This window comes from Methylotuvimicrobium alcaliphilum 20Z, assembly GCF_000968535.2.
In the GTDB taxonomy this organism is placed as follows: Bacteria; Pseudomonadota; Gammaproteobacteria; order Methylococcales; family Methylomonadaceae; genus Methylotuvimicrobium; species Methylotuvimicrobium alcaliphilum.
This window is the reverse complement of the sequence record NC_016112.1, coordinates 4,035,823-4,061,013: the sequence shown is the minus strand read 5'-3', so window position 1 is coordinate 4,061,013 and position 25,191 is coordinate 4,035,823. Positions and strand designations below refer to the sequence as shown.

The following is a 25,191-nucleotide window of genomic DNA, read 5'->3' as shown; positions in this document are numbered from 1 at the left end:
CCTAGCGTTAGGTGAGCGACCGGACACCCCGGCGGCGCCTCGGGCACTGCCGAAATTTGAAGTGCGAAAGGTATAAGCCGGTGTGTCTTTGAATCGACACAATGAGGTGCCGACATTTTCAGTGACATGCGGTTATTGAAAATGCTATTGATTGGGAATTTGTTTTCCCAAGACCAAAAACGGAAGCGTCTATGTTTTCTGAATTAAACCAAATTGATCGAAATGAATAACAAGAATAATAGTGCATTTTGATCCAACACGAGGAGAAATTTATGGCTAGAATTGTAGTATTAGGTGCCGGTATCGGTGGTGTTCCGATGGCCTATGAAATGAAAGAGTTAGTTAAGAATAATCACACAGTCACCGTGATATCCGATTCTCCGACGTTTCATTTCGTGCCTTCCAACCCTTGGGTGCCGCCGAAATGGCGTAAACCGGAAGATCTGAAAATCGAATTAGCTCCGATTATGCAGAAAAAAGGCATCGAATTCATTCAAAAATCGGCTGTGAAGGTCGATCCTCCTAACAATCAAATTCATTTAAACGACGGTACTGCGGTCGATTACGATTATTTAGTGATTGCAACCGGCCCCCGCCTTGCCTTCGACGAGGTGCCGGGGCTAGGTCCGGAAGGTTATACGACTTCGGTCTGTCATGTCGATCATGCTGCCGTGGCTGCTCAGGACTGGGATAAGTTTATGGAAGATCCAGGTCCGATCATTGTCGGCGCTGTGCAAGGCGCATCTTGTTTCGGCCCCGCTTATGAATATTTGATGATCCTAGAGACCGAGCTGCGTAAACGCAAAATACGCGACAAGGTGCCAATGACCTTCGTTACGTCGGAGCCTTACATCGGGCATTTAGGCCTAGGAGGTGTCGGTGACACCAAAAGCATGTTAGAAAGCGTGCTGAGAGAGAGAACGATCAAGTGGGTGACTAACGCGAAAGTTGATCGTATCGAACAAGGTATGATGTATGTGACAGAAGTCGATGACGCCGGCAACGAGAAGAAAAAGCATGAGTTGCCATTCAAGCATTCAATGATGTTACCGGCGTTTACCGGAGTTGATGCAGTGCGTAATTGCGGTGTCGAAGGCTTGATGAATCCGCGGGGGTTTGTCATCGTCGATGAATATCAGCGCAATCCGACGTTTAAGAATATTTATTCGGTCGGCGTTTGTGTGGCGATTCCACCGGTCGAAAAAACACCGGTCGCCACAGGTACTCCGAAAACCGGTTACATGATTGAGTCTATGGTAACCGCGACCGCGCACAATATTCGTGATGAATTGGCCGGAAAAGAGCCTTCCGACAAACCGAGTCTGAGTGCATTGTGTCTGGCCGATTTGGGCGATACCGGAGTTGCATTTTTGGCTGTGCCGCAAATACCGCCGAGAAATACGACTTGGTCGAAAAAAGGGAAATGGGTGCACCTGTCCAAAATCATATTCGAGAAATATTTCATGCGCAAAGTCAGGAAGGGCATTAGCGAGCCGTTTTATGAAAGAATGATGCTGAAGTTTATGGGTATTGTACGGCTTAAATAAAGAGGAGACGAATCATGAGTATCGATCGTTTAGTGATGGCGTTTGCCGGCAGTTTTATTTTGTTGAGCCTGCTTTTGGCGCATTTTCATTCACCGAATTGGTTATGGTTTACCGCATTTGTCGGTGCGAATTTATTGCAAGCGTCGTTTACCGGTTTTTGCCCGTTGGCGATGATATTGAAAAAATTCGGCGTGAAACCGGGGTGTGCATTTTAAGAACGAAAATTTAACATGCCAGGGAAGGCGCGGTATGCCCTTTTATACACACGCCCGTTTGGGGCGTGTAGTCAATGAATGGTAAGGCGGAAAATACTCGTTCGGTGTTGAGTATTTAATGTAAGTTATTGATATATTAAATCGAAAGACTTTTGTGTAAAAATTAGTCAATTTAAAAAAGTTGTAACAAATATGCGGATTTAAGAAACGAGTCATCAAGTTGCTCACAGACTTATCCACAGCTTCTGTGAGTAACTTTTCAAGAGTTTGCTCCTATTTGAGAAAAATCCGCCTAACATCCCCGCGCTTCCTTAAGCACTGCCGAAATTTGAAGCGCGAAAGTTTATGATACCGGCAGCGAGACACTATTTAAGATACCGTTGGCGTTATAACCGGGCTATAAACGCTTTTAATAGCTTGGCGGTATCGGCCATTCCTTTGTGTAGATTTTGTTCGATTTCAGCCATGGTGATTTCGCCTTCTGTTTTTCCTGCCGCCCAATTTGCGACGACCCCAAGCGCGGCATAGTCGATACCCTGTTCCTTGGCTAGGGCTGCTTCGGGCATGCCGGTCATGCCGACTAAGTCGCAACCGTCACGTTCCATGCGTTGGATTTCAGCGGCTGTTTCAAGTCGTGGGCCTTGTGTGCAGCCGTATGTGCCAGTTGGCGTAACTGTAATCTGTGCATTTGCTGCAGCAGAGATCAGTTTTTCCCGTAGTTCTGCCGAATAAGGGCTAGTGAAGTCGATATGCGTGACTTCCTCGAGATCTTCTTCGAAAAAAGTGTGCTTACGTCCATAGCTATAGTCAATGATTTGATCGGGCACCGCGATATGAGCGGGAGCCATTTTTGACGTAATACCTCCGACTGCCGCCACGGCGATGATTTGTCGGACGCCAAGCTCTTTGAGTCCCCAAATATTCGCGCGGTAATTGATTTTATGAGGCGGTATTATATGCGGGTCGCCGTGTCTGGCTAGAAAGATGACGGTTTTTGCATCAAGTTCGCCGATGATGTAATCGGCCGAAGGTATGCCAAAAGGCGTTTCGATAGGTTTTCGGTCGATGATTTTCAAGCCTTCAAGACGAGTCAATCCTGTTCCGCCGATGATCGCTAATTGTGTCATGGTCATTGTCCTAGTCGATTAAGTTATCCTGACAAGCGTAAATACCCGGCATGTTACGAAGATAGCCTTTGTAGTCCATTCCATAGCCGAACAAGTAGCGATCTTCCACCGATAGGCCGATAAAATCGGCTTGAACCGGTTTTTCGCGGTCTAAAATCTTATCGACCAATACCGCACTGTAGACAGAAGTCGCGCCTTCCGATAAACAATATCGGTAGATCGCCTCCAGCGTGATGCCTTCGTCTAAAATGTCGTCGACGATTAGAACCGTTCTGCCTTGCAGCGGCGTTCTCGGTTTTAAGACCCATTCGATGGTGCTGCCGGATGTTTGGTTTTGATAGCGACTGGCATTGATCGCATCGACGGTCAAGGGAATAGTTAAACGAGTCAACAGTTCGCCGCCGATGACCAAGCCGCCGTTCATGACGCATAGAAAAATAGGATCTCTATCCGCCAGAAGCAGGTTGATTTTATGAGCCATGTTGTCGATTGCCGCGTCGACTTCCTGTTTGTTGTGTAGTAGGTCGGCGGTTGATTGGACGTGGTCGATTTCTTCAAGCATATTCATTGGAAATTTGAGCGATTTGTTGTGATATTTGTTGCCATTGGTTAGATGCTTGGAGCATTGCTCGGGTCATTTTGGGTATTCCGCGCATCGCATCAAGCCGTTGTGTTCTTAGCGGATCGGTTTTGATCGGTACGCTGTCGAGTACTTGTTCGGCCGCTTTGGGATTATTGCAAACTAACAGCATATCGCAACCGGCTTGTTGGGCTAGTTTCGCACGTTCGGAAAAATCGCCGGCAATTGCTGCGCCTTCCATATTTAGGTCGTCGCTAAATATGGCGCCGTTAAAATAAAGTTCACGCCGTAAAATGTTTTGCAGCCATTTTTGGGAGAATCCAGCCGGCATGTCGTCGACAGCAGGGTAGACGACATGCGCGGGCATGACTGCTTCCAAGCCTTGTTCGATCAATAATTTAAATGGGACTAAGTCCTTAGTTCGGATTTCGCTTAATTCCCGTTCGTCTACCGGTAATGCTATATGCGAATCGGCAGCTACCGCGCCGTGCCCAGGGAAATGCTTGCCGGTTGCAGACATGCCGGCCGATCGCATGCCTTTGCGAAAGCTGGCTGCCAATTGAGCTGTCAGTTGAGGGTCGGTCGAGAATGATCGGTCGCCGATGACTTCGCTGATGCCGCAATCGACATCAAGTACGGGAGCGAAGCTAAAATCAATGCCGACGGACAGCATCTCTGACGCCATTAGCCAACCTGCAGCTTCGGCGAGCTCGGGCCGTTCACGATAACAATTGGCCGGCGGTAAGCGCGTAAAGCCTTGCTTGAATCGTTGTACACGCCCGCCTTCCTGGTCGACGGCGATGAGTATAGGGCCTTTTCGGGCGTTGCGAATGCTGTCGATCAAAGCGATAAGTTGTTCGGGTGATTCGTAATTGCGGGAAAAAAGAATCACCGCGCCGGTGTTGGGGTGATGGATCTTTTCTTGTTCATGAGTGGTTAAAGTCAAGCCTTCAACATCGATCATGATGGGGCCGATTGCGGAATTAGTGGTCATGTTTCCGAGTTAACATTGTTAATTAAAAAAGTGAAACTGGCTTATACTTAAGCGATTATTGTTTAATCGGGAGTTAAGCGTGCGTTTTTTATTGTTATTATGCGGGTTGATTTTTTCCGGTTGGGTTTTGGCCCAGGATGCCGCCGACGATGCACAGCCGGCCATAGAATACTTGGAAATGTCGCCTAAGTTTACCGTGAATTTGGACGTACCTCGAAAATATTTATTGGTCAATGTGCAATTGATGGTAGAGGGTAAGGATAATATGGAAAAAATAAAAAAACATTTACCCGCGTTGAGACACGCATTGATTATGTTGTATAGCGGTCGCAATGCCAATGAGCTGGGAACCAAGGAGCAAAGGGAGGCCTTGCGCCGGGAAAGTGTCGAAGCCGTTAGGAATGCGCTCGATAAATATGATAATAGCGACGGTTTTAGAGATGTGTTTTTTTCCGAGTTTTTGGTTAATTAGTTTTGATCTACCTTGTTAAAATATCGTCGAATGCCGTTTTAATCTTTGGTAACAGCTCTTCAAGTTGGTGTTCCGTGTAAGGAACGGCGTCGAATTTCCCCCAGACCGGGGCCGGCCATGCTTTATCCAAGCGATAGCGTACAATGTGATGGATATGCAGTTGCGGCACCAGATTGCCGATTGCTGCCACATTCATTTTGTCGGCTTTGAAAAGCCCGGCTAGTCTTTCTGCTAGTTGGCACGACTCCTCTTGTAATAATGAGCGATCAGTGGGCGTCAATTGATAAATTTCACGGATATCGCCAATTTCGGGTACTAAAATGAACCAAGGGTATTGACTGTCGTTCATTAGCAGCAGTTGGCATAATTCCAAGCGTCCGAGCCGGATGCAATCTTTTTGTAGTTGTGGATGTAACTGAAAGGCCATAAGTTTAGACTTGAAATAAAAGTATAAAACGATGTATGTTGGCCGCCTATTCTAACTATAACTATAAGAAAAGGATAAGATTATGTCGGCGCAGTTATTTTCAAGCCAAGAACGGGTAAGCGATGATCGGCTTAAGGTTTCTTTTCGGTTTATATTAGGCTTGTATGCAATTATCCCTATTTGCTTAATAGTGGAATGGTTCGATATTCTACTTTGGCAAGGTAGTTTGCGAGAGATGTTGCCGAGCCGTCCGGAGCATTTCCTGTTATTCCAGTTGTTGTTCGGAACGCCGCATATTATTGCCAGCGCGTTGATTCTCACTACTAATCGCGAATACTTCGGGTATTACCGGCACCGAATCATGATGATGACGTTGGTGCTTGCGGTATTTTTCGGTATCGGCGGTCTATTTATTCCTTATCTCGTATTTTATATTATGGTTGCGGCTTGGACGGTCTACCATGTACTTAAGCAGCAGCACGGTATTGCGCGAGGTGTTTGTAAGCTTCCGACATGGTCTTATCGTTTGTTGTTGGGATTGAGTGTTGCCGCAGGTCTATTGATTTATCTCGGTGTTTTTCTCAAGAATAGCTTAGAACCTGAGCAAGCTGATTGGCTTAGTCATATCGCCGGTACCTTAACTTTAGCTCTTTTATTGGCTACTATTTGGTGTCAGCGCTATGTAGCGACAGGGCTCGGCAAGCTGTTTCTTTGGGCTAATACCATGCTTGTAGTAAGTACTTACTATTTATTCGTTCAACAATACTATTTTCTGGCGATTTTGGTGCCTCGATTGGTTCATGATGCGACGGCTTATTCTTTTTATGTGACCCACGATTACAATCGTCATGGTCGGCAAGCCCGAAACTTTATCTATCGTTGGGCGCAAGCATGCAATATACCGGTGCTTTTGGTTTTACCGCTGTTGTCTTTTGGAGCGGCTCTCTTTCTGCATCAATACGGAGACGCCGCTGTCGAGTTTTTGACCGAGTTCTTATTCGGCGTGGAAATTCGTAAGGTGGTCAGTTTAGGTGTGATAGGCTATTTAGCTTTACTGCATTACTATACCGAGTCGTTTACTTGGAAGAACGATTCGCCTTACCGAAAGTTTATTGCTTTTTCAAAATGATGAACTCGGCGAATTCGTTTTCTTCATGGTCTTCAGGATGAAATGCTTTCTCTAGGTTTATTGTAAGGATAGGATCAATAATAGTTTTCCTATGCTAACCCCCCTCTCCCTGAGGGAAAGGGAGTAAAATGCGGAAGTTATTTTTAACGGGATATGAAGGTTTGTGCTGCCGGTTGACTGGTCAAGGTATGGGACTAATCTTTCAGCGTAAAACCGACTTTAATCGTGACTTGCCAGTGCGCCACTTTGCCTTGGTCGATATGCCCGCGGGTTTCGACGACTTCTAGCCAACGCAAATCGTGCAACGTTTTCGCCGCTTTTGCGACAGCCTTTTCGATCGCGTCTTGGATGCTGACCGATGATGAGCCGGTCAATTCGATTTTTTTGTAAATATGGTCAGACATGGTGTGTTCCTCGCTGTTGATAAAGGTGGTCTAATTCTTTTAGCCTTTGCGGCGTTCCGATATCCATCCAGAAACCGTTAAATCTTTCACCCGACACCCTGTTTAGGCGCATGGCTTCGCGTAAAATCGGCGCCAGTTTGAGGGGGCCTTGTTGGCTTTCGGCAAATAAAGCCGGATGATAAAGCCCAATACCGCTGAACGTATATTTTTCGGCGGCATGATCGCTTAACAGATCGCCGTCGAATCCGAAATCGCCTGAGGGGTGATGTTCGGGGTTGTTGACTAAAACCAAATGCGCAAGATCGATTTCGCCTTGTTTAAGCGTTTTAAATGGAAAATTCGTTGCGATATCGCCGTTTACGACTAGAAAAGGTTTGTTGCCGAGCAAAGGTAAGGCGCGGATAATGCCTCCGGCTGTTTCCAGCGGTGTTTCGCCCTCGTCCGAATAAACGATGCTCACGCCGAATCGGCGGCCATCGCCCAGGTAGTCGATGATTTGGCTTCCCAGATGCGCCACATTGATTACAATATCGCTAAAACCCGCATCACGCAAATTCTCCAGCAAATGCACAATAATCGGTTTAGCGCCTACCATCAATAGAGGCTTGGGCTGGCGGTCGGTTAAAGGGCGCATTCTTTCGCCGCGGCCCGCAGCCATAATCATCGCTTTCATGCAATTCTCCGGAAAGCCGGCAGAATTTGTCGGTTTAGAAAGTCTGCAAATTCGAATAGTTCGGGATAGTGGGTGCTGGTTTCGGTAACATAATTTATTGTTCGAGGAATATCATTAAGATAAGCGGACTTTCTGTCTCGTAAGTGTAATCTCGTGAAAATACCGATGGCTTTTAAGTGGCGCTGTAAACCCATCAGGTCGAACCAACGTTTGAATTGCGCTTGACTGCAGTCGATCGTTCCATGTTGAAGAAGGCGCTGAAAATAACCGTTTCTCCAATGATCGATTTGCGCTTTCGGCCAACTGACATAGCAATCTTTCAGCAGCGATACCAAATCGTAGGTGATAGGGCCTATTACGGCATCCTGGAAATCGATTATTCCAGGTTTGCCGTTGCCTAGGTTCATCAGATTGCGCGAATGATAGTCTCGGTGCACGAAGGTTAAAGGTTGTTCTAAGGCTGAATTAATTAGTAATTCATTGACTTCGATTCTGAGCGTTTCGGGGGTGGGGGTGTTCAGGAAATGCGAAGCAAACCATTCCTCGAAAATACCTAGTTCCCGAATAAGCAGCGGTCGATCGTAATGAGGTATTTCGAGGTTGTCGAGCGCAATGAGCGTTTGTTGTTGAAACAAGCTGTCGAGAGCGGCTTGATACAAACGGTCCGCGTTCGATGATTTAAGGCAGTCCAAGTAGCTGGTTTTACCGAAGTCTTCGAGTAATAAAAAGCCGTGTGTGAGGTTCGATTGAAAAATTGTCGGCACATGGATCCCGGGAACAGACAAAAGCTTGGCGACCTTGATAAACGCCTCGATATTTTCTTTGTCGGGTGGCGCGTCCATGACAATGTAAGTCGTCCCTTGTGAGTATATTCTGAAATAGCGACGAAAACTGGCATCACTCGATGCTGGTTCAAATCGGTCAATGGCTAGCGACAGGTCGTTCGATAGCCAATCGAGCATTAAAGCGGCTCGAGGGTCTTCGTTGGTCATAATGAGATGGGATTCTTTAAGTTATATTGCTGGAGTAAATTGAGGTAGAATGTCTATTCGGCATTTTATTCTATTTAAGCCTAATCAAGCCATACTAACTCCCATACTTACCTATGCACTGCCGCATCATTTTATTGTTTTTTTTATTGGTTAGCTCGACTTGTTCTCAGGCGAATGAGCCAGCGTGGGATTGTGAGCAAAACGGCAGCGGAGAATGGGTTTGCGGAGCCGATGTGCCGATTGCCAAAAGCCCAAAGCCTATTACGGTTTCGGAGAGCGCTGATGCGGCGGGGAGTTCTGTTGTTACGCAAAAAAACGCTCCTAGTCCCGGCAAGGTTGCGAAAAATCCCCAGGGAGCGAATGAGCAAAATCAAGCGCCGCAGGAGATAATTCAGTTAGAGCCGCCGCGCAAAATCGCAAGAGCCGCAGGATGGGATTGTGCTGCCGGAGAAGGAGATGAAACTTGGAATTGTAGTCTGACCGGTACCGATCCGAAAGGCAAGCCTCGTGTGATGCCGGATGAGCGGCGTAGTTTCAGTTTATTGTCGCCGGCTTTCGATCATGAGCAGGAGCTGAATTTCGATATTATGCATTCGCAATTGCCTTACGATCCTTGGGAAAACTGCACGACATCATTAGGCGCTCCGCCCGGATTTTTATCGACCAAAGATCTACGGGACGAGACGCCTATAGATGTTCGGGCCGATTATTCGGAAATTTTCGATAACGAAATTACCGGTTTTTTCGGTAATGTCGATATTGTTCGGGCCGATCAACGTATGGCTGCGGACACCATGCATTACGATACCGTATCGCAAACTCTCGATGCGCAAGGGCACGTTTATTACAGCGAAGACGCACTGTCTTTATACAGCGATACGATGATGTTGAAACTGGCAACCGATGAAGCCCGGTTGCGTAATACTCTGTTCATTTCGCCGACGACGCCGCTGAGAGGCAGTGCGCGAACCGTCTACCGAGATAGCAAGGTTTTGTCACGTTACAATGAAGTCGCCTTCACAAGCTGTAAGCCCGGCAATACCGATTGGGTTTTGCATGCATCGGACTTAAAGTTGAACAAGGAAAGCGGCGAAGGTTCGGCTAAGCATGCTTGGCTCGAGTTTAAAGGCGTGCCGGTGATCTATACGCCTTATATCAGTTTTCCGCTCGATGATCGCCGCAAATCCGGGTTTTTAGCGCCGAATTTATCCGTCAATAATAGAAACGGCTACGATGTCGCCTTGCCTTATTATTGGAATATCGCTCCTAATTACGACTTGACCTTTCGTCCTAGGTACATGACAAGTAGAGGAATGCAGTGGGGCGGCGACTTTAGACATTTGTCCGAAATGACCAACAGCCGCTTGCAATTTGAAGTGTTGCCGGATGATCAAATACGTAATAAAACGCGCTATCTCGCCGGTATTCAAAATACCACGACATTTTTGCCGAATTTAATTTCAACGATCGATGCAAGTTATGTCTCCGATGACGATTATTTCGACGATATGGGCAATAGTATTACGATTAACGATACTCGTTTTTTAAGAAGCCATGCCGACATTCGTTATAGCATGCCGGGCGTATCGTTCTTTTCGCAGCTTGAAAATTATCAGACGACGGATAGAACCATTCCTAAAGAGTTTCAGCCCTATCGTCGGTTGCCCCAAGCGAGGTTGGATTTAAATCATTCGTTCGACTTTATGCCAGTTGATGTATCCATGGGGTCGGAATATGTCTATTTTCAACAAGACCAGCGCGTTAGCGGTCAACGCTTCGACATCGAGCCTGCTGTCGCTGTTCCGCTAGAAGCGGCGGGTGTTTATTTAACGCCAAAATTGTCGCTTAAACACACTCAATATATGCTGGAAAATCAGGAGGTAGGCAGGCCCAGGCCTGATAGCATTACTCGTACCTTGCCGATATTTTCGGCCGATACCGGGTTTACGCTGGAGCGGGAGTTCGGAGCAGGTGCATCGTCTTATGTTCACACGATTGAGCCTCGTCTATTTTATCTCTATATTCCGTATAAAGATCAGAGCGATATTCCGTTGTTCGATACAGGCGAGTACGATTATAACTTCTACAGTTTATTCCGGGAAAATCGTTTCAGCGGCTCCGATAGGGTTCAGGATGCCAATCAAGTGACGATGGCTTTGACCAATCGAATCATCGATCCGCGAACAGGTCGCGAAAACATGAGGCTTAGCATCGGCGAAATTTTTTATTTCCGAGACCGTTTGGTGCAACTTGATGATCCAAGAGGAAGTACTGATATTTTCGGTAATCCGCGTTTAGTAAATCAACAATCTTCGACCAATAGTTTCGCTAATTTAATTGCCGAATTCAGTGCGCAATTGACCGAGCATTTGTCCTTAAGGACAGCCGGGCAGTGGGATCATGCACAAAACGACCTAACCCGAGGCGAAGTGGCGTTGCGGTATACGAATAAGCCCGAGCAGTTGGTTAATTTAGGGTATCGTTTTCGCCAGGATTTAACGGAAGTGACGGATGTCTCTTTTCGCTGGCCGATCTATGATAATTGGTATGCGGTTGGGCGATGGCAGTATTCAATGTTGTTTGATAGAACGGTGGAAAGTTTCGCAGGCTTTGAAAAAGAAAGTTGTTGTTGGCGTTTTAGAATCATCGGGCGGCGTTATATTAATAGTATTAATGTGTTTGCCGGGCAAGAGCCGACCGGCGAAGCGCAAACCGGCGTATTTGTTCAGCTGGAATTGAAAGGCTTAACGGCATTCGGCGACCGGTTGGATGAATTTTTCGAACGAAATATCTACGGCTATGTCAGACCGCAATAAACTGACTGATTGTTAACCATGAAAAAGCATTTTATCAGCGGCGTTTTGATCGCATTAATAAGTATTTCCGTCCCGGTTTTTTCGCAGACACTGGATCGTATCGTTGCAATTATCGAAGATGATGTGATTCTCGATGGCGAGTTGCAAGCGGAAGTCGATGTCATCGCGCAACGCATTAAAGCCAGTAACGCGGTAGTGCCGCCGTCGTATATTTTACGCAAGCAAGTGCTTGAAAAATTGATTATCGAAAAGCTGCAACGGCAGTTGGCGGAAAGGTCCGGCATCGCCTTGAATGATGAAATGTTGGCCAGTGCCGCAGCAGATATCGCGCGAAGAAATAATATGACGCCGGCAGAATTTCGTGTCGAACTGGGAAAGCAGTCGATTTCTTATCGCAGTTTTTTGGAAAATCTGCGTAACGAAGTCATCATCAATCAGTTGCGGGGCAGGGAAATCGGCAGTCGCGTTAATGTTAGCGACCGGGAAGTCGAGCATTTTCTCGAAACCGAAAGTAAACTTGGCGGCGAAGCCACTCAATACCATTTAGGGCATATTCTGGTGGCGATTCCGGAAGGCGCTTCGTCGTCAGTGATACAGAAAGCCAAACAAAAAGCTGAGGAAATTATTCAGGATTTACGCGGCGGGCGGGATTTCGTGCAGGTGGCGATGAGTCGATCCGATAGCAGCGAAGCCTTGACCGGAGGCGATTTAGGTTGGCGCTCGATTAACCAGGTGCCCACTTTATTTGTCGATGAAGTCGGCGACCTGAAGCAGGGGGATGTTTCGGACCCGATTCGAAGTCCCAGCGGTTTCCATGTCATAAAAATGCTAGAGCTCAAAGGCGGCGATCAGCAACATATCGTGACTAAGACGCATGTTCGTCACATATTGATCAAAACTAATGAGCTGATTGACGACGACGAAGCGAAAAAAAGACTGAATAACTTAAAGCGCAGAATTGCCGATGGCGATAGTTTCGATGCGCTGGCCAGAGCGCATTCCGATGATAAAGGGTCCGCACTTAATGGCGGAAGTTTAGACTGGGTAGCGCCGGGTGCGTTGGTTCCCGAGTTCGAAAAGGCGATGAATGCATTGGCGATCGATGAGATTAGTAAACCGGTTCAAACGCAATTCGGTTGGCATCTGATACAGGTGCTCGGCAGAAAGCAGCAAGACGATAGTGAGGACTACAAAAAGGAGCAAGTAAGAGAGGCGATTCGTAAACGTAAGATCGAAGAAGAAACCGAATTATGGCTTCGGCGTTTGCGCGATGAGGCTTATGTCGAGGTATTTCATGATAGGCTTTGAATCGATGAGGTTTGCTTTAAATTTACGTTTAACACGATAATCGCACGTTTGGCATCGAGACACCTCAATGAGACTTAAGGAAGATAGGATAATACAGTGTTTAAGGCGTGTTATCGAAACGCAAGCATTGCACGAAGAGCGGCAAATGCTTCAGCATATAATGGATGAGTTAAACCTGGGGTTACTGGATTGCGCAGCCGCTTTGTTGCATCTGCAACAGCTTGAAGGCGGCATGCGAATGATGCCGGAAAAGAATGTTTTGGACTCGTCTATTTCGGGCACAGTTTCCGTTATGCCTAAAATGGTTCGTTATCGATTGGCGGTCGGTAATAAACATGGCGTATCGAAAGAGGTAATCAAAGATGTGTTGGTCGATGAATCCGGTGTCGAAAGGAAAATGATTCGCCTTGTCGATATACGTAACGAATTTACTATTGTGGAATTACCGGAAGGCATGCCGGAGGATATTTTTCAACATTTGAAAACGATTGAGGTTCAACGGCAAAAGCTGGATATCAAAAGATTAAGCGCTAATTCGAATAAAAAAAGAGCAAGTAATGCGCGCCGGCGAAAAAAGCGTATGTCCCGTTTAGAGAGTAAGGACCCGAAAAATCTTAATTGTAAAGAAATCGCCTAAGGATTTTCTAATGTACCCAACCATCGTAGATCAAAATCCGGCGTCGGGGGTCGTCAAAGGACGTCGTGAGCCCAGCTTCTCACCTAGCGTTAGGAGAGGGACCCAGTGTCTCTTTAGGCACTGCCGAAATTTGAAGTGCGAAAGGTATAATGACTAAAAAATATCAAAACAATGGCGAGACTGAAGTGGCAATAATGATGACATAGGCTGTTAATGGACAGTCACTTACGTTTAATTGTAAATGCTGTATCTTCAAGTCCTTCATGCTCTTCATGGTAAAAGATAAATAACTCTTTTTGGAGTTATAGCCCGCCTTAGGATTTCGTGATAAATAACGTCTTGGAACTATGAGCTTTGTTGAGGGTTCGGTAACTCGCTTTGCAGGACGCCGTGAATACGTCCGTGTAGGCTTGACCGCGGCGACTGATTGCCATGGATGGCATGAATGCAGATTTTGCAGGAGCAAAAAATCTGCCCTGCCGCCGACACCTGCCAATCGAGTTACCGAACTCTCCATAAAACAGGGAAGTTATTTACGACCAAATCCTTAATCGAGTTACAAATGGTCATAGAGCGATAAGTATTGTTTAGCGCTACTATTCCACGAAAAGTCTTTCTTCATGGCATTGGTTTGCAGTTGTGTCCAAATTTCCGGGACTCTGTATAAAATCAACGCGCGCTTGATGGCCTCCAGTAGCGAACTGGGGGTCGATTCATTAAAAGTAATTCCGGTTGCCGTTTTGTTGTCAATCGTATGGGGTAGAGCATCGACGACAGTATCTGCTAGGCCGCCGGTTTTCCTTACGATCGGCAAAGTTCCATAGCGTTGACTATACATTTGGTTTAATCCGCAGGGCTCGAAGCGCGATGGCATTAAGAAAATATCGCTTCCCGCTTCTATCCAATGAGCCAATTGTTCATCGTAGCCGATAGTAATCGACATTTTTTCAGGGTAGGCTTCGGCAAAATTATATAAACGTTGTTCGAAGCTTTTGTTGCCGCTACCGAGTAATACAAATTGTACTGGCATACTTAATAATTCCGGCAAGCATTCTAATAGCAAGTCGATACCTTTTTGTTCAACCAAACGGCTAATTAATCCGAAAATGGGAATCGACGGCTCGAGAGGCAGTGAGAGCCGTTCTTGTAATGCGGCCTTATTGGTTTGTTTGTGATGGAGCGTTTTATGGCTGTAGCGCTGGACGATGTTGCTGTCGAATTCGGGATTCCAGTCTTTGTCGGTTCCGTTGAGTATGCCGCTTAGAAATTCCTTGCGATGGGTTAACAAGCCTTCTAGCCCGTAACCAAACTCGGATGATTGAATTTCTTTGGCATAGGTAGGACTTACCGTTGTTACTCGATCGGAGCAAGCAATGCCGCCTTTTAAAAACGACATGTTGCCGTAATACTCAAGTGCATTTGGGTTCCAAAGTTGTCTTGGAAGATTAAGCGCATTGTAGGTCGAATAGGGAAAAATCCCTTGATAGGCCATGTTATGAATCGTAAAAATGGTTGCCGGGCGATTGTATTCCAGCGTTAACAAGGCGGGAACTAGGCCGCTTTGCCAGTCGTTGCAGTGGACGATCTCCGGTTTCCAATCTAAGTAGGCTCTATTCATCGCGACTTCCACTGTTATGCGGCAGAACAGCGAAAAGCGATCGGCGCTGTTTGCCCAGGCATTACCGTATTCATCGTGATAAGGATTGCCCGGGTAGCCAAAAAACTGGGGGCAATCGATCAGCCATACGATCACTTTTGATTCCGGCAAGCGGGTTTCGAGAATATTGACATCGCAATTATTAATTCTCAACGTACACCGATGTTGGACGTTTTCGGTTTTTTTTATAGCTTGATAGTTGGGTATGATGATACGGATATCCTGGCCTAGATCCGCCAAAGCCTTAGGTAAGCTGCTTGAAACATCTGCCAAGCCGCCGGTTTTTATTAAAGGATGTGCTTCACTGGTAACAAAAAGAATTCGTTTCATAATTATTAAATTTAAAGGCAGTCAAAATTCGGTTCTAGGTATATATTAAAGAATTGAGTTTACCGAGGTGGATTTCGCCACAATAGCCGATTGAGTGTTTATTGGCGTACTGTCTGCTGTTGTAGGATCGTCCGGTGTTATTGAAGAATCAGTTTAAGTTTGCGTTCGGGGCGGCGGCAGTTCTATTTTGCGGGCATTTCTCGCGTAGTTGTGCCTATCACGTATAAATATCGAAGTGAATTTTTTATAAGCTAGGCCGGCGCCAGTTAATTTGCGGTGAGCAATGCCACGCTGGATCATCTTTCTCAAACAGGACGCTATTTAGTGAGCAGAGCTGCTTATGGCTTTCGTTTGCCTCGTCAAGATGATTCCGCCTAGCGGAGGTAAAGTCAAGTGTATCGATTGTTGGTGTCCCATCCAAGGCTCCGGTTCCGATAGTATCTCGCGGTTGCCGATGTTGCTACCTTCATAATAGGCAGAGTCTGAATTAAAGATTTCAAAATAAACCCCTTCGGAAGGCACGCCGATATGATAGTTTTCTCTCACAATCGGTGTGAAGTTAAGTATGATGATCAAATCATCGTTGGTGCCTTTGCGGCGGTAGCTAATAATCGATTGTTCGACATCATGGCAATCGATCCAGTCAAAGCCGCTGTGATTGAAGTCGTATTGGTGAAGTGCCGGGTAGTTTTTATACAAATGATTAAGATCTTTGACCAAAGTTTGCAAACCTTGGTGTTGAGGATACTGCAGTACATACCAATCCAGGGGTTGGTTGAAATTCCACTCTGTACCTTGCCCGAACTCGCAACCCATGAATAATAATTTTTTACCCGGGTAGGTAAACATCAAGGTATAAAGTAGGCGTAAATTCGCAAATTTTCGCCATTCGTCTCCCGGCATTCTGTTGAGTAACGAACCTTTGCCGTGAATGACTTCATCATGAGAGAACGGAAGGACGAAGTTCTCGGTAAAGGCATAAAGTAGGCCGAAGGTTAGTTGATCGTGGTGATAACGCCTGTGTATCGGGTCGCGGCTTATATAATCGAGAATGTCATGCATCCAGCCCATGTTCCATTTTATCGAAAAACCCAGGCCTCCGGTCCAAGTCGGGCGGGTTACCTGAGGCCATGCGGTCGATTCCTCTGCCATCACGACCGTGCCGGGGTGTTGTTCATGCGTTACGGTATTGAGTTCGCGCAAAAAAGCGATGGCTTCGAGATTTTCGTTGCCGCCATACATGTTGGGAATCCAGTCGTTTTCATCGCGGGAATAATCCAGATAAAGCATCGATGCGACGGCGTCGACCCTAAGACCGTCAAGGTGAAATTCTTCGAGCCAAAATATCGCGCTCGCCAGTAAGAAATTTTTGACTTCGTTGCGCCCGAAGTTAAAGATCAGGGTGCCCCAATCTCTATGCTCGCCTTTGCGGGGGTCTTCGTGCTCATAGAGCGCGCTACCGTCGAATCGCGCCAGTGCGAAAAAGTCCTTCGGAAAATGCGCGGGAACCCAGTCCAAAATAATGCCGATGTTGTTTTGATGAAAGAGATCGATAAAATATCTGAAATCGTCGGGTGATCCGTGTCGACTGGTCGGGGCGAAGTAGCCCGTCGATTGGTAACCCCATGAAGCATCGAAAGGATGCTCGGTGATAGGCAGTAATTCGATATGGGTAAAGCCCATGTCTTTGACGTATTGGATTAACTGTTTAGCGAGTTCACGGTAATTCAAGAAATTTCCGGCATCGTCCCGTTGCCACGAGCCTAAATGCACTTCGTAAATAGACATCGGTTCGTGAAGCCAATCGCGGGTTTTGCGATAAGTCATCCATTTCGCATCTTGCCATTGATAGGCTCCTTCTTTGACGACAATCGAAGCGGTTTTAGGGCGATGCTCATATTGCTGGGCATAAGGGTCTGTTTTAATCAAAATTTCTTGGCTTTGACGGTTCAGTATTTCGAATTTATATAAACAGCCCGCGTCGAGGCCCGGAATAAAAAGCTCCCAGACCCCGCTGTTACCTAGCACTCGCATTAAGTGACAGCGCCCGTCCCAGCGGTTAAAATCGCCGACCACGCTGACGCGCTCCGCGCTTGGGGCCCAGACGGTAAATAATACGCCATCGATGCCGTCGACCTTATATCGATGTGCGCCAAGTTTTTGGTAGATATGCCAATGTTTGCCTTCGCCGAACAAATGACGATCGAATTCCGGCAATTGCTCGGGAAAGTCATAAGGGTCGTAATCGGTGTGTTGTCGGCCTTCCTTGTCGATCCAAGAAATTTGATAATGTTCTGGTAATTCGCCGGCCTGAGCGGTATATTCAAAAAAGTCCGTTTTTGCGAGTCGAGGTATTTCAGGGCCTTTTTCAGCAAAACGAACCGAATCGGCGTAAGGCAAATAGAGTCTTACCTTGGTCAGGTTGTTATCGCTGAGGCGGCCTAGAACGGAAAAAGGGTCATGATGTTTGGCTTCAATGATTTTGCATAAATCATTACACAACGGCATATTGGATTGCTTTTTCACTTCGAAACGCCTCAATGTAGTAGAATGATTTTTATCAGAATGTTACCACCTAAGCAACAGATGTAATAGTCAATTCCAGAAGGGGAATGAAAATGTCAGAGTCAATTAACCAACCTCAAGACAGGTTCGTCAGTCATTTAACTAGAAATACAATTGCCTTGATTCTTGCGGGCGGCCGCGGCTCACGGTTAAAAAATATGACTGATTGGCGTGCCAAGCCGGCAGTTCCTTTTGGCGGAAAATTCAGGATTGTCGACTTTCCGTTATCCAATTGCATTAATTCCGGAATCAGAAAAATCGGCATTTTAACGCAATACAAAGCCGATTCTTTGATTCGACATATTCAACAAGGCTGGGGCTTCTTACGCGGCGAGTTCGGTGAATATGTCGATTTGATGCCGGCTCAACAACGCATCGAAACGTCTTGGTATGAGGGGACTGCCGATGCGGTTTATCAAAATATCGATATTCTAAGAACCCGTCGGCCGGAGTATGTTCTGATATTGGCCGGCGATCATATTTATAAAATGGACTACGGCGAAATGCTTGCCGATCATGTGGCCAATAATGCGGACTTGACCATTGGTTGTCTCGAGGTAAGCCTTGAAGAGGCGACCGAGTTCGGGGTCATGGACGTCGATCAAAATCGACGGGTAAAAGCATTTGTCGAAAAACCCGCCAATCCGCCTTCGATGCCGGGTAAGCCGGACAAAGCCTTGGCTTCGATGGGTATCTATGTATTTAATGCGGCATTTTTATTCGAGCAGTTGATCAAAGATGCCGACAGCAAAGGCTCGAACAGGGATTTCGGCAAGGACATTATTCCTGCGGTTATCGACAAATATAGGGTCAGTGCATACCCATTCCTGAATTTGCAAGGCGATCAAAGTTACTGGCGCGATGTGGGTACGATAGATGCCTACTGGGCGGCAAATATGGAATTAATCGGCGTCAAGCCCGATTTGAATTTATACGATAAAACTTGGCCGATTTGGACCTATCAGGAACAAACTCCGCCGGCAAAATTTGTCTTCGACGACGACAAAAGAAGGGGGCAGGCGGTCGATTCGATGGTGTCCGGCGGTTGCGTTATTTCCGGCGCCAAGGTCAGGCACTCATTGTTATTTTCCAATGTCCGGGTTAATTCTTATACGACGTTACAAGATGTCGTGGTGCTTCCTGAGGTCAATATTGCAAGGCATTGCCGAATTACCAAGGCAATCATTGAGAAAGGTTGCGAAGTGCCCCAAGGCACGGTAATCGGCGAGAACCTCGAGGACGATAAAAAAAGATTTCATGTCAGCCCGGGCGGAGTCGTATTGGTCACCCCGGATATGTTAGGACAGAGTAGGCACTATGTCAGATAAAAAACTGAAGCTGGTGATATGTTGGCACATGCATCAGCCTGAGTATCGCGATTTGCAAACCGGCGAATTTCAACTGCCTTGGACCTATTTGCATGTTATGAAGGATTATGTCGACATGATCGCCCATCTTGAAGCGGCGCCGGAAGCCAAAGCGGTCGTTAATTTTGCGCCGATCCTTCTAGAGCAGATCGAGGATTATGCCAGGCAAGTGGGGCGCTATCTGCATGATCGCATCTCATTTAAAGATCCGTTGTTGGCGGCGCTGGTTGCCCCATCGATTCCCTCGGATCCCGATGCACGGCTAAAACTGGTCAAGGATTGCATGCGTGCCAATCGAGAGCGGCAGATCGGACGATATCCGACTTTCCAGAAACTGGTCAAAATGGCCGAATGGATGGAGCAGAATCATGATGCGTTGAGCTATATGAATTCTCAATTCATCAGCGATCTTTTAGCGTGGTATCATCTGGCTTGGATGGGCGAGAGTGTCAAGCTGACCGATGTCAGGGTCAAGCGCTTGATTGCCAAAGGTTCAGGCTACACATTGCATGAACGGATCGAAATCGTCGAGGTCATCGGTGAGCAATTATCCACTGCAATATGTCGATATAAGGCGTTGGCAAGAAAAGGACGCATCGAGCTTTCGGTAACGCCTTATGCGCATCCGATTATGCCTTTGTTAATCGATATTAAAAGTACATTGCAGGCGATGCCGGATGCTCCGCTACCCGAACTGGATCATTATCCGGGGGGCGAGGAAAGGGTGAAATGGCATCTGAAGCATGGTGTCGAAACCTTTAAACGATTTTTCGGATTCACGCCGAGAGGCTGTTGGCCATCCGAGGGAGCAGTCAGTACCGAGACATTAAAGATGCTCTCCGAGTTCGGTTTCGATTGGGCTGCAACAGGCGGTAATGTCTTGCATAACAGCTTGCGATTATCAGGCATCGATAGCGTGAGTCCCCATCATCCGTTTCGCGCTAGCGGAACCGGTATACCTTGTTTTTTTAGGGACGATGGCTTATCGGATTTGATCGGATTTGAATATTCCAAATGGCATGCCGACGATGCGGTTGCCGATTTGGTCAATCACTTGGAACAAATCCATAAGCATGATACTTCTACGGATAAGGTGGTATCGATTATCATGGATGGCGAAAATGCTTGGGAGTATTTTCCGCAAAACGGTTATCACTTTCTCAGCGCGCTTTATAAACGCTTGAGTCATCACCCCGAGATTCAGCTAACAACATTTTCCGAATGCCTCGATCAAGTCATTGAAATTCAAACGCTTCCGAATTTGATGGCTGGCAGTTGGGTCTATGGAACGTTTTCTACCTGGATCGGCGATGTCGATAAAAACCGGGGTTGGGATATGCTGGGCGATGCTAAATGGGCGTTTGATAAAGTCGTGTCGACCGGGCGCTTGACCGAGGAGCAGTTGGCTCTTGCCGAGCATCAGCTTGCTATTTGTGAAGGTTCGGATTGGTTTTGGTGGTTCGGCGATTACAACCCGGGGGAGGCTGTCAGCAGCTTTGAAAAACAGTTTCGTTTGAACTTGAGTAATCTCTATCTGTTGTTAGGAGAAGATCCGCCGGCTTATCTGGCATTATCGTTCACTCAGGGGTCCGGAGCTCCCGCCATGGGCGGTACGATGAGGCCGGGTATTGAAAACGTTTAGTCAGGAAAGACGTTTGTGATTGATATCTTACATAGACGCCGTGCCGGAATTTTATTGCACATTACTTCACTTCCAGGCAATCGTGATAATGGTAATTTCGGCCCGGAAGCTTATCGGTTCGTCGACTTTCTAAATAGTGTCGGTGTAACGGTTTGGCAAACTTTGCCATTAAACATGCCTCATGATGATGGTTCTCCCTATCAGTGCATCTCCGCTCATGCCGGTAATACCGCTTTGATCGACTTGGATAAGTTGGTTGACAAAGGCTGGCTGAGCCGTGGCGAGCGTTGTCAAGATTGTGGCGGCAGTCCGTCATTTGCAAGGGAGTGTTTACTCAATCACGCATATTATGGCTTTAAGCTGCACGCGACCGAACACGAAAAAATCGAATTTACCAAATTTTGTATCGACAAAAAGTTTTGGCTGGATGATTACGCCTTATTTATAGCACTCAGAAAAGAATTCAATAATCTTAGCTGGAATCAATGGCCTGAACGGTATAAATCGCGCAATATTTCGGCGCTTAAAGAAGCCTCCAGACGCCTAAGCACTGAGATTGAAGCGATTAAATTCGAGCAATTCGTATTCTTTACACAGTGGCAAGAACTTAAAGATTATGCGGCGCGCCATGGTGTATTGTTGTTTGGCGATATTCCTATTTTCGTTTCATACGATAGCGCCGATGTTTGGGTTCATCCGGAGGTGTTTAAACTGGATGAGCAGTTCGAAATGTCGGTAGTGGCGGGGGTACCCCCCGATTATTTTTCGGAAACGGGGCAGCGTTGGGGTAATCCGCATTACAACTGGTCATATCTTAAAAAAAATGGCTTCCATTGGTGGCTTGATCGAATCAAGACGCAAGTCGAAATGTTCGATATTATTCGTATCGATCACTTCAGGGGGTTGGAGGCCGCCTGGGAGATTCCGGTATCCGAACCCACGGCAATGAATGGTTGCTGGGTCAAGGCGCCGGGGCACGCCTTGTTAAAGACGGTTTTCGATGCGTTCGGACCTATTGCATTGGTCGCGGAAGATTTAGGCGTGATTACCGATAAAGTCGAAAAACTCAGGGACGATTTCTCTTTGCCGGGCATGAAGATTCTGCAATTCGCGTTCAGCGGCGGCCCCAGTAATCCTTATTTACCGGCCAATCTGGATAAAAACAGCGTCGTTTATACCGGCACGCACGATAACGACACTACCTTAGGATGGTACCGTCAGATCAGTGAGCAAGAGCAAGCTTATGTTTATGAATACTTAGGTCAGCCTGCTAGCTCGATGCCCTATACGCTAATACAAACCGCTTTAGCTTCGGTTGCGAATCTCGCGATCATTCCGATGCAGGACATTCTTGAGTTAGATACCGAGCATCGCATGAATATTCCCGGTACGACTGAAGGCAATTGGTTGTGGCGTTTTACTTGGGATCAATTATTACCATTGCACAGTCAGCGTTTGGCGCGTGCGATCAAATTATACGGGCGAGATTAAGCTGGGCAAAGGTTGCCGAAGGTTTGCTTGGGTTGTCTTCCGCCAAAATCTGGTTGGCAAAGCCTAATTTGAATTGACACTTTAAGGTTTCAGTCAGGATAATCCGCCTATGGATCATGCCGATATGACGGTTACCCTTCAAATGCAGTGAATGTGGTTAAAAGATTTATGAAATCAGGAAAAAATGAATGAGATATTGGCATTCCAGGCATAACCCTAAGCTCACTATATCGTCTCAAGAAATTCAACACATCAGTCAAACCATTAGTCATACCTATCATCCTTTGCAATTCAGTCAGACTGAACCGCTTAATTTTCCACAGCTTATTATTTTACCGATAGATCCCTATCATCTTCATGCCTATTGGCGTATTGCCGGCGTTACTCCTCTGCTGCAGGCGACGAATAATCCGTTAATATTACGCTTGTTCTGGCAGGTTGATTGGGCGGATACTCAAGAGCATCAGCGTCCATGGTTTGATGTCGGCGTGGTATCCACGCACGCCAATGCTAAAATTCAATTGCCGGTTGCCGGTGCAATTTATACGGCGGCGATTGGTCAATGCGACAGTAATGGGGACTTTATTGTATATGTTCGCTCGCAGCCTGTTAGTATACCTTCTTCTGCGATGACGCCGGTGACCGCGCTAACAAGGCCTTTAGCCTTTAATGAAGCCGATATTGACGCTAAAATTCGGCAAACATTGAGCAAGCCGGATGCCGAAGATATCCCGTTTTCACCGGCGTCTCCGATTCACTTGACCTCAGCAGAACGATTTGAGCTCCATGATATGGATAGTTATTCGAGTGCCGGTATATCCTGTCTGCAGAATAGCAATAAAACTCACTTAAGAATATGCACAAAATAACTCTTACAAGTAGTAGGCTTTGCGTCGGTTCGGCGGCTCGCTTGACAGGATGTCGTAAACCCATTCATGGAGGCTTGACGGCTGCTCCCTGCAGCCGAAGTCCTCGCCAAGCATCCTCCTCACTCTTTTTGATCCCCAAACTGGGAATTGCCGACCAGCCCTCCTTTCAACTGTTGTCGAAATTATTTCATGCTCGTTCCTTAGGTACTTGAGATGGATAGGGGCGGTTTATGCATTGTATTACATGCCCATTTGCCTTACGTACATCATCCCGAGTATGAGCATTTTTTTGAAGAGCGCTGGTTATTCGAAGCGATAACCGAGTGTTATTTGCCCTTGCTCAGCATGTGCGAGCGCTTGAATCGGGATCGCGTGCGATATCGACTGACACTGTCGCTATCGCCGACCTTGTTGACGATGTTGAATGATGAGTTATTGCAGCAGCGCTATGTTCGCCATTTGCAAGGTTTGATCAGATTAGCCGAGCAGGAAGTTTCAAGGACTCGCAAGCAAGCTGAATATCAGTATTTGGCTCGTTTATATCGACGTAATTTCAAGGCCGCATTGCAGCGTTATCGGGAGGATTATGATTGCGATTTAGTTGCGGCTTTCAAAAAACAGGCGGAATTAGGCGGCCTGGAATTGATTACCTGCGCGGCCACACACGGTTTTTTGCCGTTACTGAACGTTTCCGAAAGTGCGGTGCGCAATCAGATTAACATGGGCGTTGAAACTTTCAAACAGTGCTTCGGTTTTATGCCAAAAGGATTTTGGTTGCCCGAATGCGGTTATTATCCGGGCTTGGAGACGTTGCTTGACGAAGCCGATCTTCGTTATTTTTTTGTCGATAGCCATGGTTTGACTCAAGCAAGCCCGCAATCAGAAAATGGCGTCTATGCGCCTATAGCCTGTACTAACGGTGTGGCGGCTTTTGCCCGCGATCCCGAATCGTCGCGTCAAGTCTGGAGCGCGCAGGAAGGGTATCCGGGAGACGGCGACTATCGTGAATATCATTGCGATATCGGTTATGATTCCACCATTCCGGAGAGTTATCTCGCTCCGTATTTATTGGAAGAAACGATTCGCGTACCCGTCGGCATCAAATATCAGCGAGTGACGGGAGGGGGTGGCCCGAAAGCGGCCTATCGGCCGCGTCAAGCATTGATGAAGGCGAGGCAACATGCCCAAGACTTTTATTTGAAGCGGCAACGGCAGCTTGACGACCTGAGCTATCGGATGAGGAAATCGCCAATCATTGTAGCTCCCTACGACGCTGAATTGTTTGGTCATTGGTGGTTCGAGGGACCGCAATGGCTGGAGTTTTTATTACGCCTGGTTGGCGGCAATAAGTTGGGAATGCAGTCGGTCAGTGGTAGCGATTATTTGTCGCGTTTTCAAAACTTGCAAACCGCAACGCCTTCGGCATCGAGTTGGGGCGAACAGGGCTATTCCGGATACTGGCTCAATGAAACCAATGCTTGGATTTATCCCGTTTTACACAAATCGGCGATGTTGATGGAGGAGTTAGCCGAAGAGTTTCAGCAAGCTCCCCGTTTTTCCTTGGAGGAGCGGGCTTTGAATCAGGCGGCACGGTCGTTATTATTGGCGCAGGCCTCGGATTGGCCGTTCATTATGAAATCAGGAACGACCGTCGAGTATGCTAAAAAGCGTATTCTTGATCATTTGGCTCGATTTAATTATCTGCAAGAAAGCGTTCGTACGGATACAATAAACGAACACTATTTGACGGCGTTAGAAGTGATGGATGATATTTTTCCGATGCTTGATTTTCGGACTTATAAAAACACAACTGCGGACAACATACTAAGCTAAGGTTTCGGTCATAAAACTTCCCTAATTTTAATGTAGGATAGGCGGGTTTGGTTGGTCGCTTGATAGATGTCGACGGCAGAGAGTCCTGTTAAACAAGTTACCGAGCCCTCAACAAG

21 protein-coding genes are annotated in these 25,191 nt (G+C 46.8%); 12 read left to right on the top strand and 9 right to left on the bottom strand.

Going from position 1 to position 25,191, the window contains the following annotated elements:
* Positions 1-272: 272 nt before the first annotated feature.
* Positions 273-1,547: an NAD(P)/FAD-dependent oxidoreductase gene (locus MEALZ_RS17250; RefSeq protein WP_014149939.1), complete on the top strand. Its 1,275-nt coding sequence runs from the start codon at positions 273-275 to the stop codon at positions 1,545-1,547.
* Positions 1,548-1,561: 14 nt separating this feature from the next.
* A complete protein-coding gene (locus tag MEALZ_RS17245; protein ID WP_014149938.1) occupies positions 1,562-1,762 on the top strand; it encodes a YgaP family membrane protein in 201 nt (66 codons plus the stop codon).
* Positions 1,763-2,148: 386 nt separating this feature from the next.
* Here the strand turns inward: MEALZ_RS17245 and MEALZ_RS17240 are convergent, their stop codons facing one another.
* The 3 genes from MEALZ_RS17240 to nagZ are packed head-to-tail and all read right to left on the bottom strand — an operon-like array spanning position 2,149 to position 4,463.
* Positions 2,149-2,889 carry an S-methyl-5'-thioinosine phosphorylase gene (locus tag MEALZ_RS17240; protein ID WP_046061663.1) on the bottom strand — a complete coding sequence of 247 codons (741 nt, stop codon included), beginning with the start codon at positions 2,887-2,889 and terminating at the stop codon, positions 2,149-2,151.
* Between the two features lie 10 nt (positions 2,890-2,899).
* The gene (locus tag MEALZ_RS17235; RefSeq protein ID WP_174888160.1) at positions 2,900-3,451 is read right to left on the bottom strand and encodes a hypoxanthine-guanine phosphoribosyltransferase; all 552 of its coding nucleotides are present in this window, start codon (positions 3,449-3,451) and stop codon (positions 2,900-2,902) included.
* Positions 3,444-4,463, bottom strand: a complete 1,020-nt coding sequence (gene nagZ / locus MEALZ_RS17230; RefSeq protein WP_014149935.1) for a beta-N-acetylhexosaminidase — start codon at positions 4,461-4,463, stop codon at positions 3,444-3,446. Before nagZ ends, MEALZ_RS17235 begins: the two co-directional genes overlap by 8 nt.
* Positions 4,464-4,542: 79 nt before the next feature.
* Here nagZ and MEALZ_RS17225 point away from each other — a divergent pair, with 79 nt between their 5' ends.
* Positions 4,543-4,935 (top strand): flagellar basal body-associated FliL family protein, encoded by a 393-nt coding sequence (locus MEALZ_RS17225; protein ID WP_014149934.1) that lies wholly within the window; start codon positions 4,543-4,545, stop codon positions 4,933-4,935.
* Positions 4,936-4,942: 7 nt separating this feature from the next.
* On the opposite strand, the gene MEALZ_RS17220 is transcribed toward MEALZ_RS17225, so the two are convergent.
* Entirely contained in the window at positions 4,943-5,362 is a 420-nt protein-coding gene (locus MEALZ_RS17220) for an HIT domain-containing protein (RefSeq protein ID WP_014149933.1), read from the bottom strand.
* An 82-nt stretch (positions 5,363-5,444) separates the two neighbouring features.
* Here MEALZ_RS17220 and MEALZ_RS17215 point away from each other — a divergent pair, with 82 nt between their 5' ends.
* Positions 5,445-6,491: a hypothetical protein gene (locus tag MEALZ_RS17215; protein WP_014149932.1), complete on the top strand. Its 1,047-nt coding sequence runs from the start codon at positions 5,445-5,447 to the stop codon at positions 6,489-6,491.
* Positions 6,492-6,685: 194 nt separating this feature from the next.
* Here MEALZ_RS17215 and MEALZ_RS17210 read toward each other — a convergent pair whose 3' ends face one another.
* Genes MEALZ_RS17210 through MEALZ_RS17200 form a run of 3 tightly spaced genes read right to left on the bottom strand, consistent with a single transcriptional unit; the run spans position 6,686 to position 8,560 of the window.
* Positions 6,686-6,895 (bottom strand): dodecin, encoded by a 210-nt coding sequence (locus MEALZ_RS17210; RefSeq protein WP_014149931.1) that lies wholly within the window; start codon positions 6,893-6,895, stop codon positions 6,686-6,688.
* A complete protein-coding gene (gene murU / locus MEALZ_RS17205) occupies positions 6,888-7,568 on the bottom strand; it encodes an N-acetylmuramate alpha-1-phosphate uridylyltransferase MurU (RefSeq protein ID WP_014149930.1) in 681 nt (226 codons plus the stop codon). The genes MEALZ_RS17210 and murU overlap by 8 nt, the downstream gene beginning before the upstream one ends.
* A complete protein-coding gene (locus MEALZ_RS17200; RefSeq protein ID WP_014149929.1) occupies positions 7,565-8,560 on the bottom strand; it encodes an aminoglycoside phosphotransferase family protein in 996 nt (331 codons plus the stop codon). Before MEALZ_RS17200 ends, murU begins: the two co-directional genes overlap by 4 nt.
* Before the next feature lie 113 nt (positions 8,561-8,673).
* On the opposite strand from MEALZ_RS17200, the gene MEALZ_RS17195 reads away from it, so the two are divergent.
* The 3 genes from MEALZ_RS17195 to MEALZ_RS17185 all read left to right on the top strand — a co-directional run bounded on the left by MEALZ_RS17195 (position 8,674) and on the right by MEALZ_RS17185 (position 13,321).
* Positions 8,674-11,376, top strand: coding sequence for an LPS-assembly protein LptD (locus MEALZ_RS17195; protein ID WP_014149928.1), 2,703 nt, complete (start codon positions 8,674-8,676; stop codon positions 11,374-11,376).
* Between the two features lie 18 nt (positions 11,377-11,394).
* Positions 11,395-12,684 (top strand): peptidylprolyl isomerase, encoded by a 1,290-nt coding sequence (locus MEALZ_RS17190; RefSeq protein WP_014149927.1) that lies wholly within the window; start codon positions 11,395-11,397, stop codon positions 12,682-12,684.
* Positions 12,685-12,829: 145 nt separating this feature from the next.
* The gene (locus MEALZ_RS17185; protein ID WP_162472987.1) at positions 12,830-13,321 is read left to right on the top strand and encodes a DbpA RNA binding domain-containing protein; all 492 of its coding nucleotides are present in this window, start codon (positions 12,830-12,832) and stop codon (positions 13,319-13,321) included.
* Between the two features lie 556 nt (positions 13,322-13,877).
* Here MEALZ_RS17185 and glgA read toward each other — a convergent pair.
* Positions 13,878-15,308, bottom strand: a complete 1,431-nt coding sequence (gene glgA, locus MEALZ_RS17180) for a glycogen synthase GlgA (protein ID WP_014149925.1) — start codon at positions 15,306-15,308, stop codon at positions 13,878-13,880.
* A gap of 321 nt (positions 15,309-15,629) precedes the next feature.
* Positions 15,630-17,834: a 1,4-alpha-glucan branching protein GlgB gene (gene glgB / locus MEALZ_RS17175; protein ID WP_046061227.1), complete on the bottom strand. Its 2,205-nt coding sequence runs from the start codon at positions 17,832-17,834 to the stop codon at positions 15,630-15,632.
* Between the two features lie 92 nt (positions 17,835-17,926).
* Here glgB and glgC point away from each other — a divergent pair, with 92 nt between their 5' ends.
* The 5 genes from glgC to MEALZ_RS17150 all read left to right on the top strand — a co-directional run bounded on the left by glgC (position 17,927) and on the right by MEALZ_RS17150 (position 25,075).
* Positions 17,927-19,201 carry a glucose-1-phosphate adenylyltransferase gene (glgC, locus tag MEALZ_RS17170; protein WP_014149923.1) on the top strand — a complete coding sequence of 425 codons (1,275 nt, stop codon included), beginning with the start codon at positions 17,927-17,929 and terminating at the stop codon, positions 19,199-19,201.
* Complete coding sequence (locus MEALZ_RS17165; RefSeq protein WP_014149922.1) at positions 19,191-20,882, top strand: glycoside hydrolase family 57 protein; 1,692 nt, start codon at positions 19,191-19,193, stop codon at positions 20,880-20,882. Before glgC ends, MEALZ_RS17165 begins: the two co-directional genes overlap by 11 nt.
* Before the next feature lie 15 nt (positions 20,883-20,897).
* Positions 20,898-22,373 carry a 4-alpha-glucanotransferase gene (malQ, locus tag MEALZ_RS17160; protein WP_014149921.1) on the top strand — a complete coding sequence of 492 codons (1,476 nt, stop codon included), beginning with the start codon at positions 20,898-20,900 and terminating at the stop codon, positions 22,371-22,373.
* A 188-nt stretch (positions 22,374-22,561) separates the two neighbouring features.
* Positions 22,562-23,242 carry a DUF4912 domain-containing protein gene (locus MEALZ_RS17155; protein ID WP_014149920.1) on the top strand — a complete coding sequence of 227 codons (681 nt, stop codon included), beginning with the start codon at positions 22,562-22,564 and terminating at the stop codon, positions 23,240-23,242.
* A gap of 213 nt (positions 23,243-23,455) precedes the next feature.
* A complete protein-coding gene (locus MEALZ_RS17150) occupies positions 23,456-25,075 on the top strand; it encodes a glycoside hydrolase family 57 protein (RefSeq protein WP_014149919.1) in 1,620 nt (539 codons plus the stop codon).
* Positions 25,076-25,191: the final 116 nt, after the last annotated feature.

Excerpts from the sequence above, each read along its gene's own strand:
- MEALZ_RS17250 (WP_014149939.1), top strand. The coding sequence starts at position 273 with ATGGCTAGAATTGTAGTATTAGGTGCCGGTATCGGTGGTGTTCCGATG.
- MEALZ_RS17245 (WP_014149938.1), top strand. The coding sequence starts at position 1,562 with ATGAGTATCGATCGTTTAGTGATGGCGTTTGCCGGCAGTTTTATTTTG.
- MEALZ_RS17240 (WP_046061663.1), bottom strand. The coding sequence starts at position 2,889 with ATGACACAATTAGCGATCATCGGCGGAACAGGATTGACTCGTCTTGAA.
- MEALZ_RS17235 (WP_174888160.1), bottom strand. The coding sequence starts at position 3,451 with ATGCTTGAAGAAATCGACCACGTCCAATCAACCGCCGACCTACTACAC.
- nagZ (WP_014149935.1), bottom strand. The coding sequence starts at position 4,463 with ATGACCACTAATTCCGCAATCGGCCCCATCATGATCGATGTTGAAGGC.
- MEALZ_RS17220 (WP_014149933.1), bottom strand. The coding sequence starts at position 5,362 with ATGGCCTTTCAGTTACATCCACAACTACAAAAAGATTGCATCCGGCTC.
- MEALZ_RS17215 (WP_014149932.1), top strand. The coding sequence starts at position 5,445 with ATGTCGGCGCAGTTATTTTCAAGCCAAGAACGGGTAAGCGATGATCGG.
- MEALZ_RS17210 (WP_014149931.1), bottom strand. The coding sequence starts at position 6,895 with ATGTCTGACCATATTTACAAAAAAATCGAATTGACCGGCTCATCATCG.
- murU (WP_014149930.1), bottom strand. The coding sequence starts at position 7,568 with ATGAAAGCGATGATTATGGCTGCGGGCCGCGGCGAAAGAATGCGCCCT.
- MEALZ_RS17200 (WP_014149929.1), bottom strand. The coding sequence starts at position 8,560 with ATGACCAACGAAGACCCTCGAGCCGCTTTAATGCTCGATTGGCTATCG.
- MEALZ_RS17195 (WP_014149928.1), top strand. The coding sequence starts at position 8,674 with ATGCACTGCCGCATCATTTTATTGTTTTTTTTATTGGTTAGCTCGACT.
- MEALZ_RS17190 (WP_014149927.1), top strand. The coding sequence starts at position 11,395 with ATGAAAAAGCATTTTATCAGCGGCGTTTTGATCGCATTAATAAGTATT.
- MEALZ_RS17185 (WP_162472987.1), top strand. The coding sequence starts at position 12,830 with ATGCTTCAGCATATAATGGATGAGTTAAACCTGGGGTTACTGGATTGC.
- glgA (WP_014149925.1), bottom strand. The coding sequence starts at position 15,308 with ATGAAACGAATTCTTTTTGTTACCAGTGAAGCACATCCTTTAATAAAA.
- glgC (WP_014149923.1), top strand. The coding sequence starts at position 17,927 with ATGTCAGAGTCAATTAACCAACCTCAAGACAGGTTCGTCAGTCATTTA.
- MEALZ_RS17165 (WP_014149922.1), top strand. The coding sequence starts at position 19,191 with ATGTCAGATAAAAAACTGAAGCTGGTGATATGTTGGCACATGCATCAG.
- MEALZ_RS17155 (WP_014149920.1), top strand. The coding sequence starts at position 22,562 with ATGAGATATTGGCATTCCAGGCATAACCCTAAGCTCACTATATCGTCT.
- MEALZ_RS17150 (WP_014149919.1), top strand. The coding sequence starts at position 23,456 with ATGGATAGGGGCGGTTTATGCATTGTATTACATGCCCATTTGCCTTAC.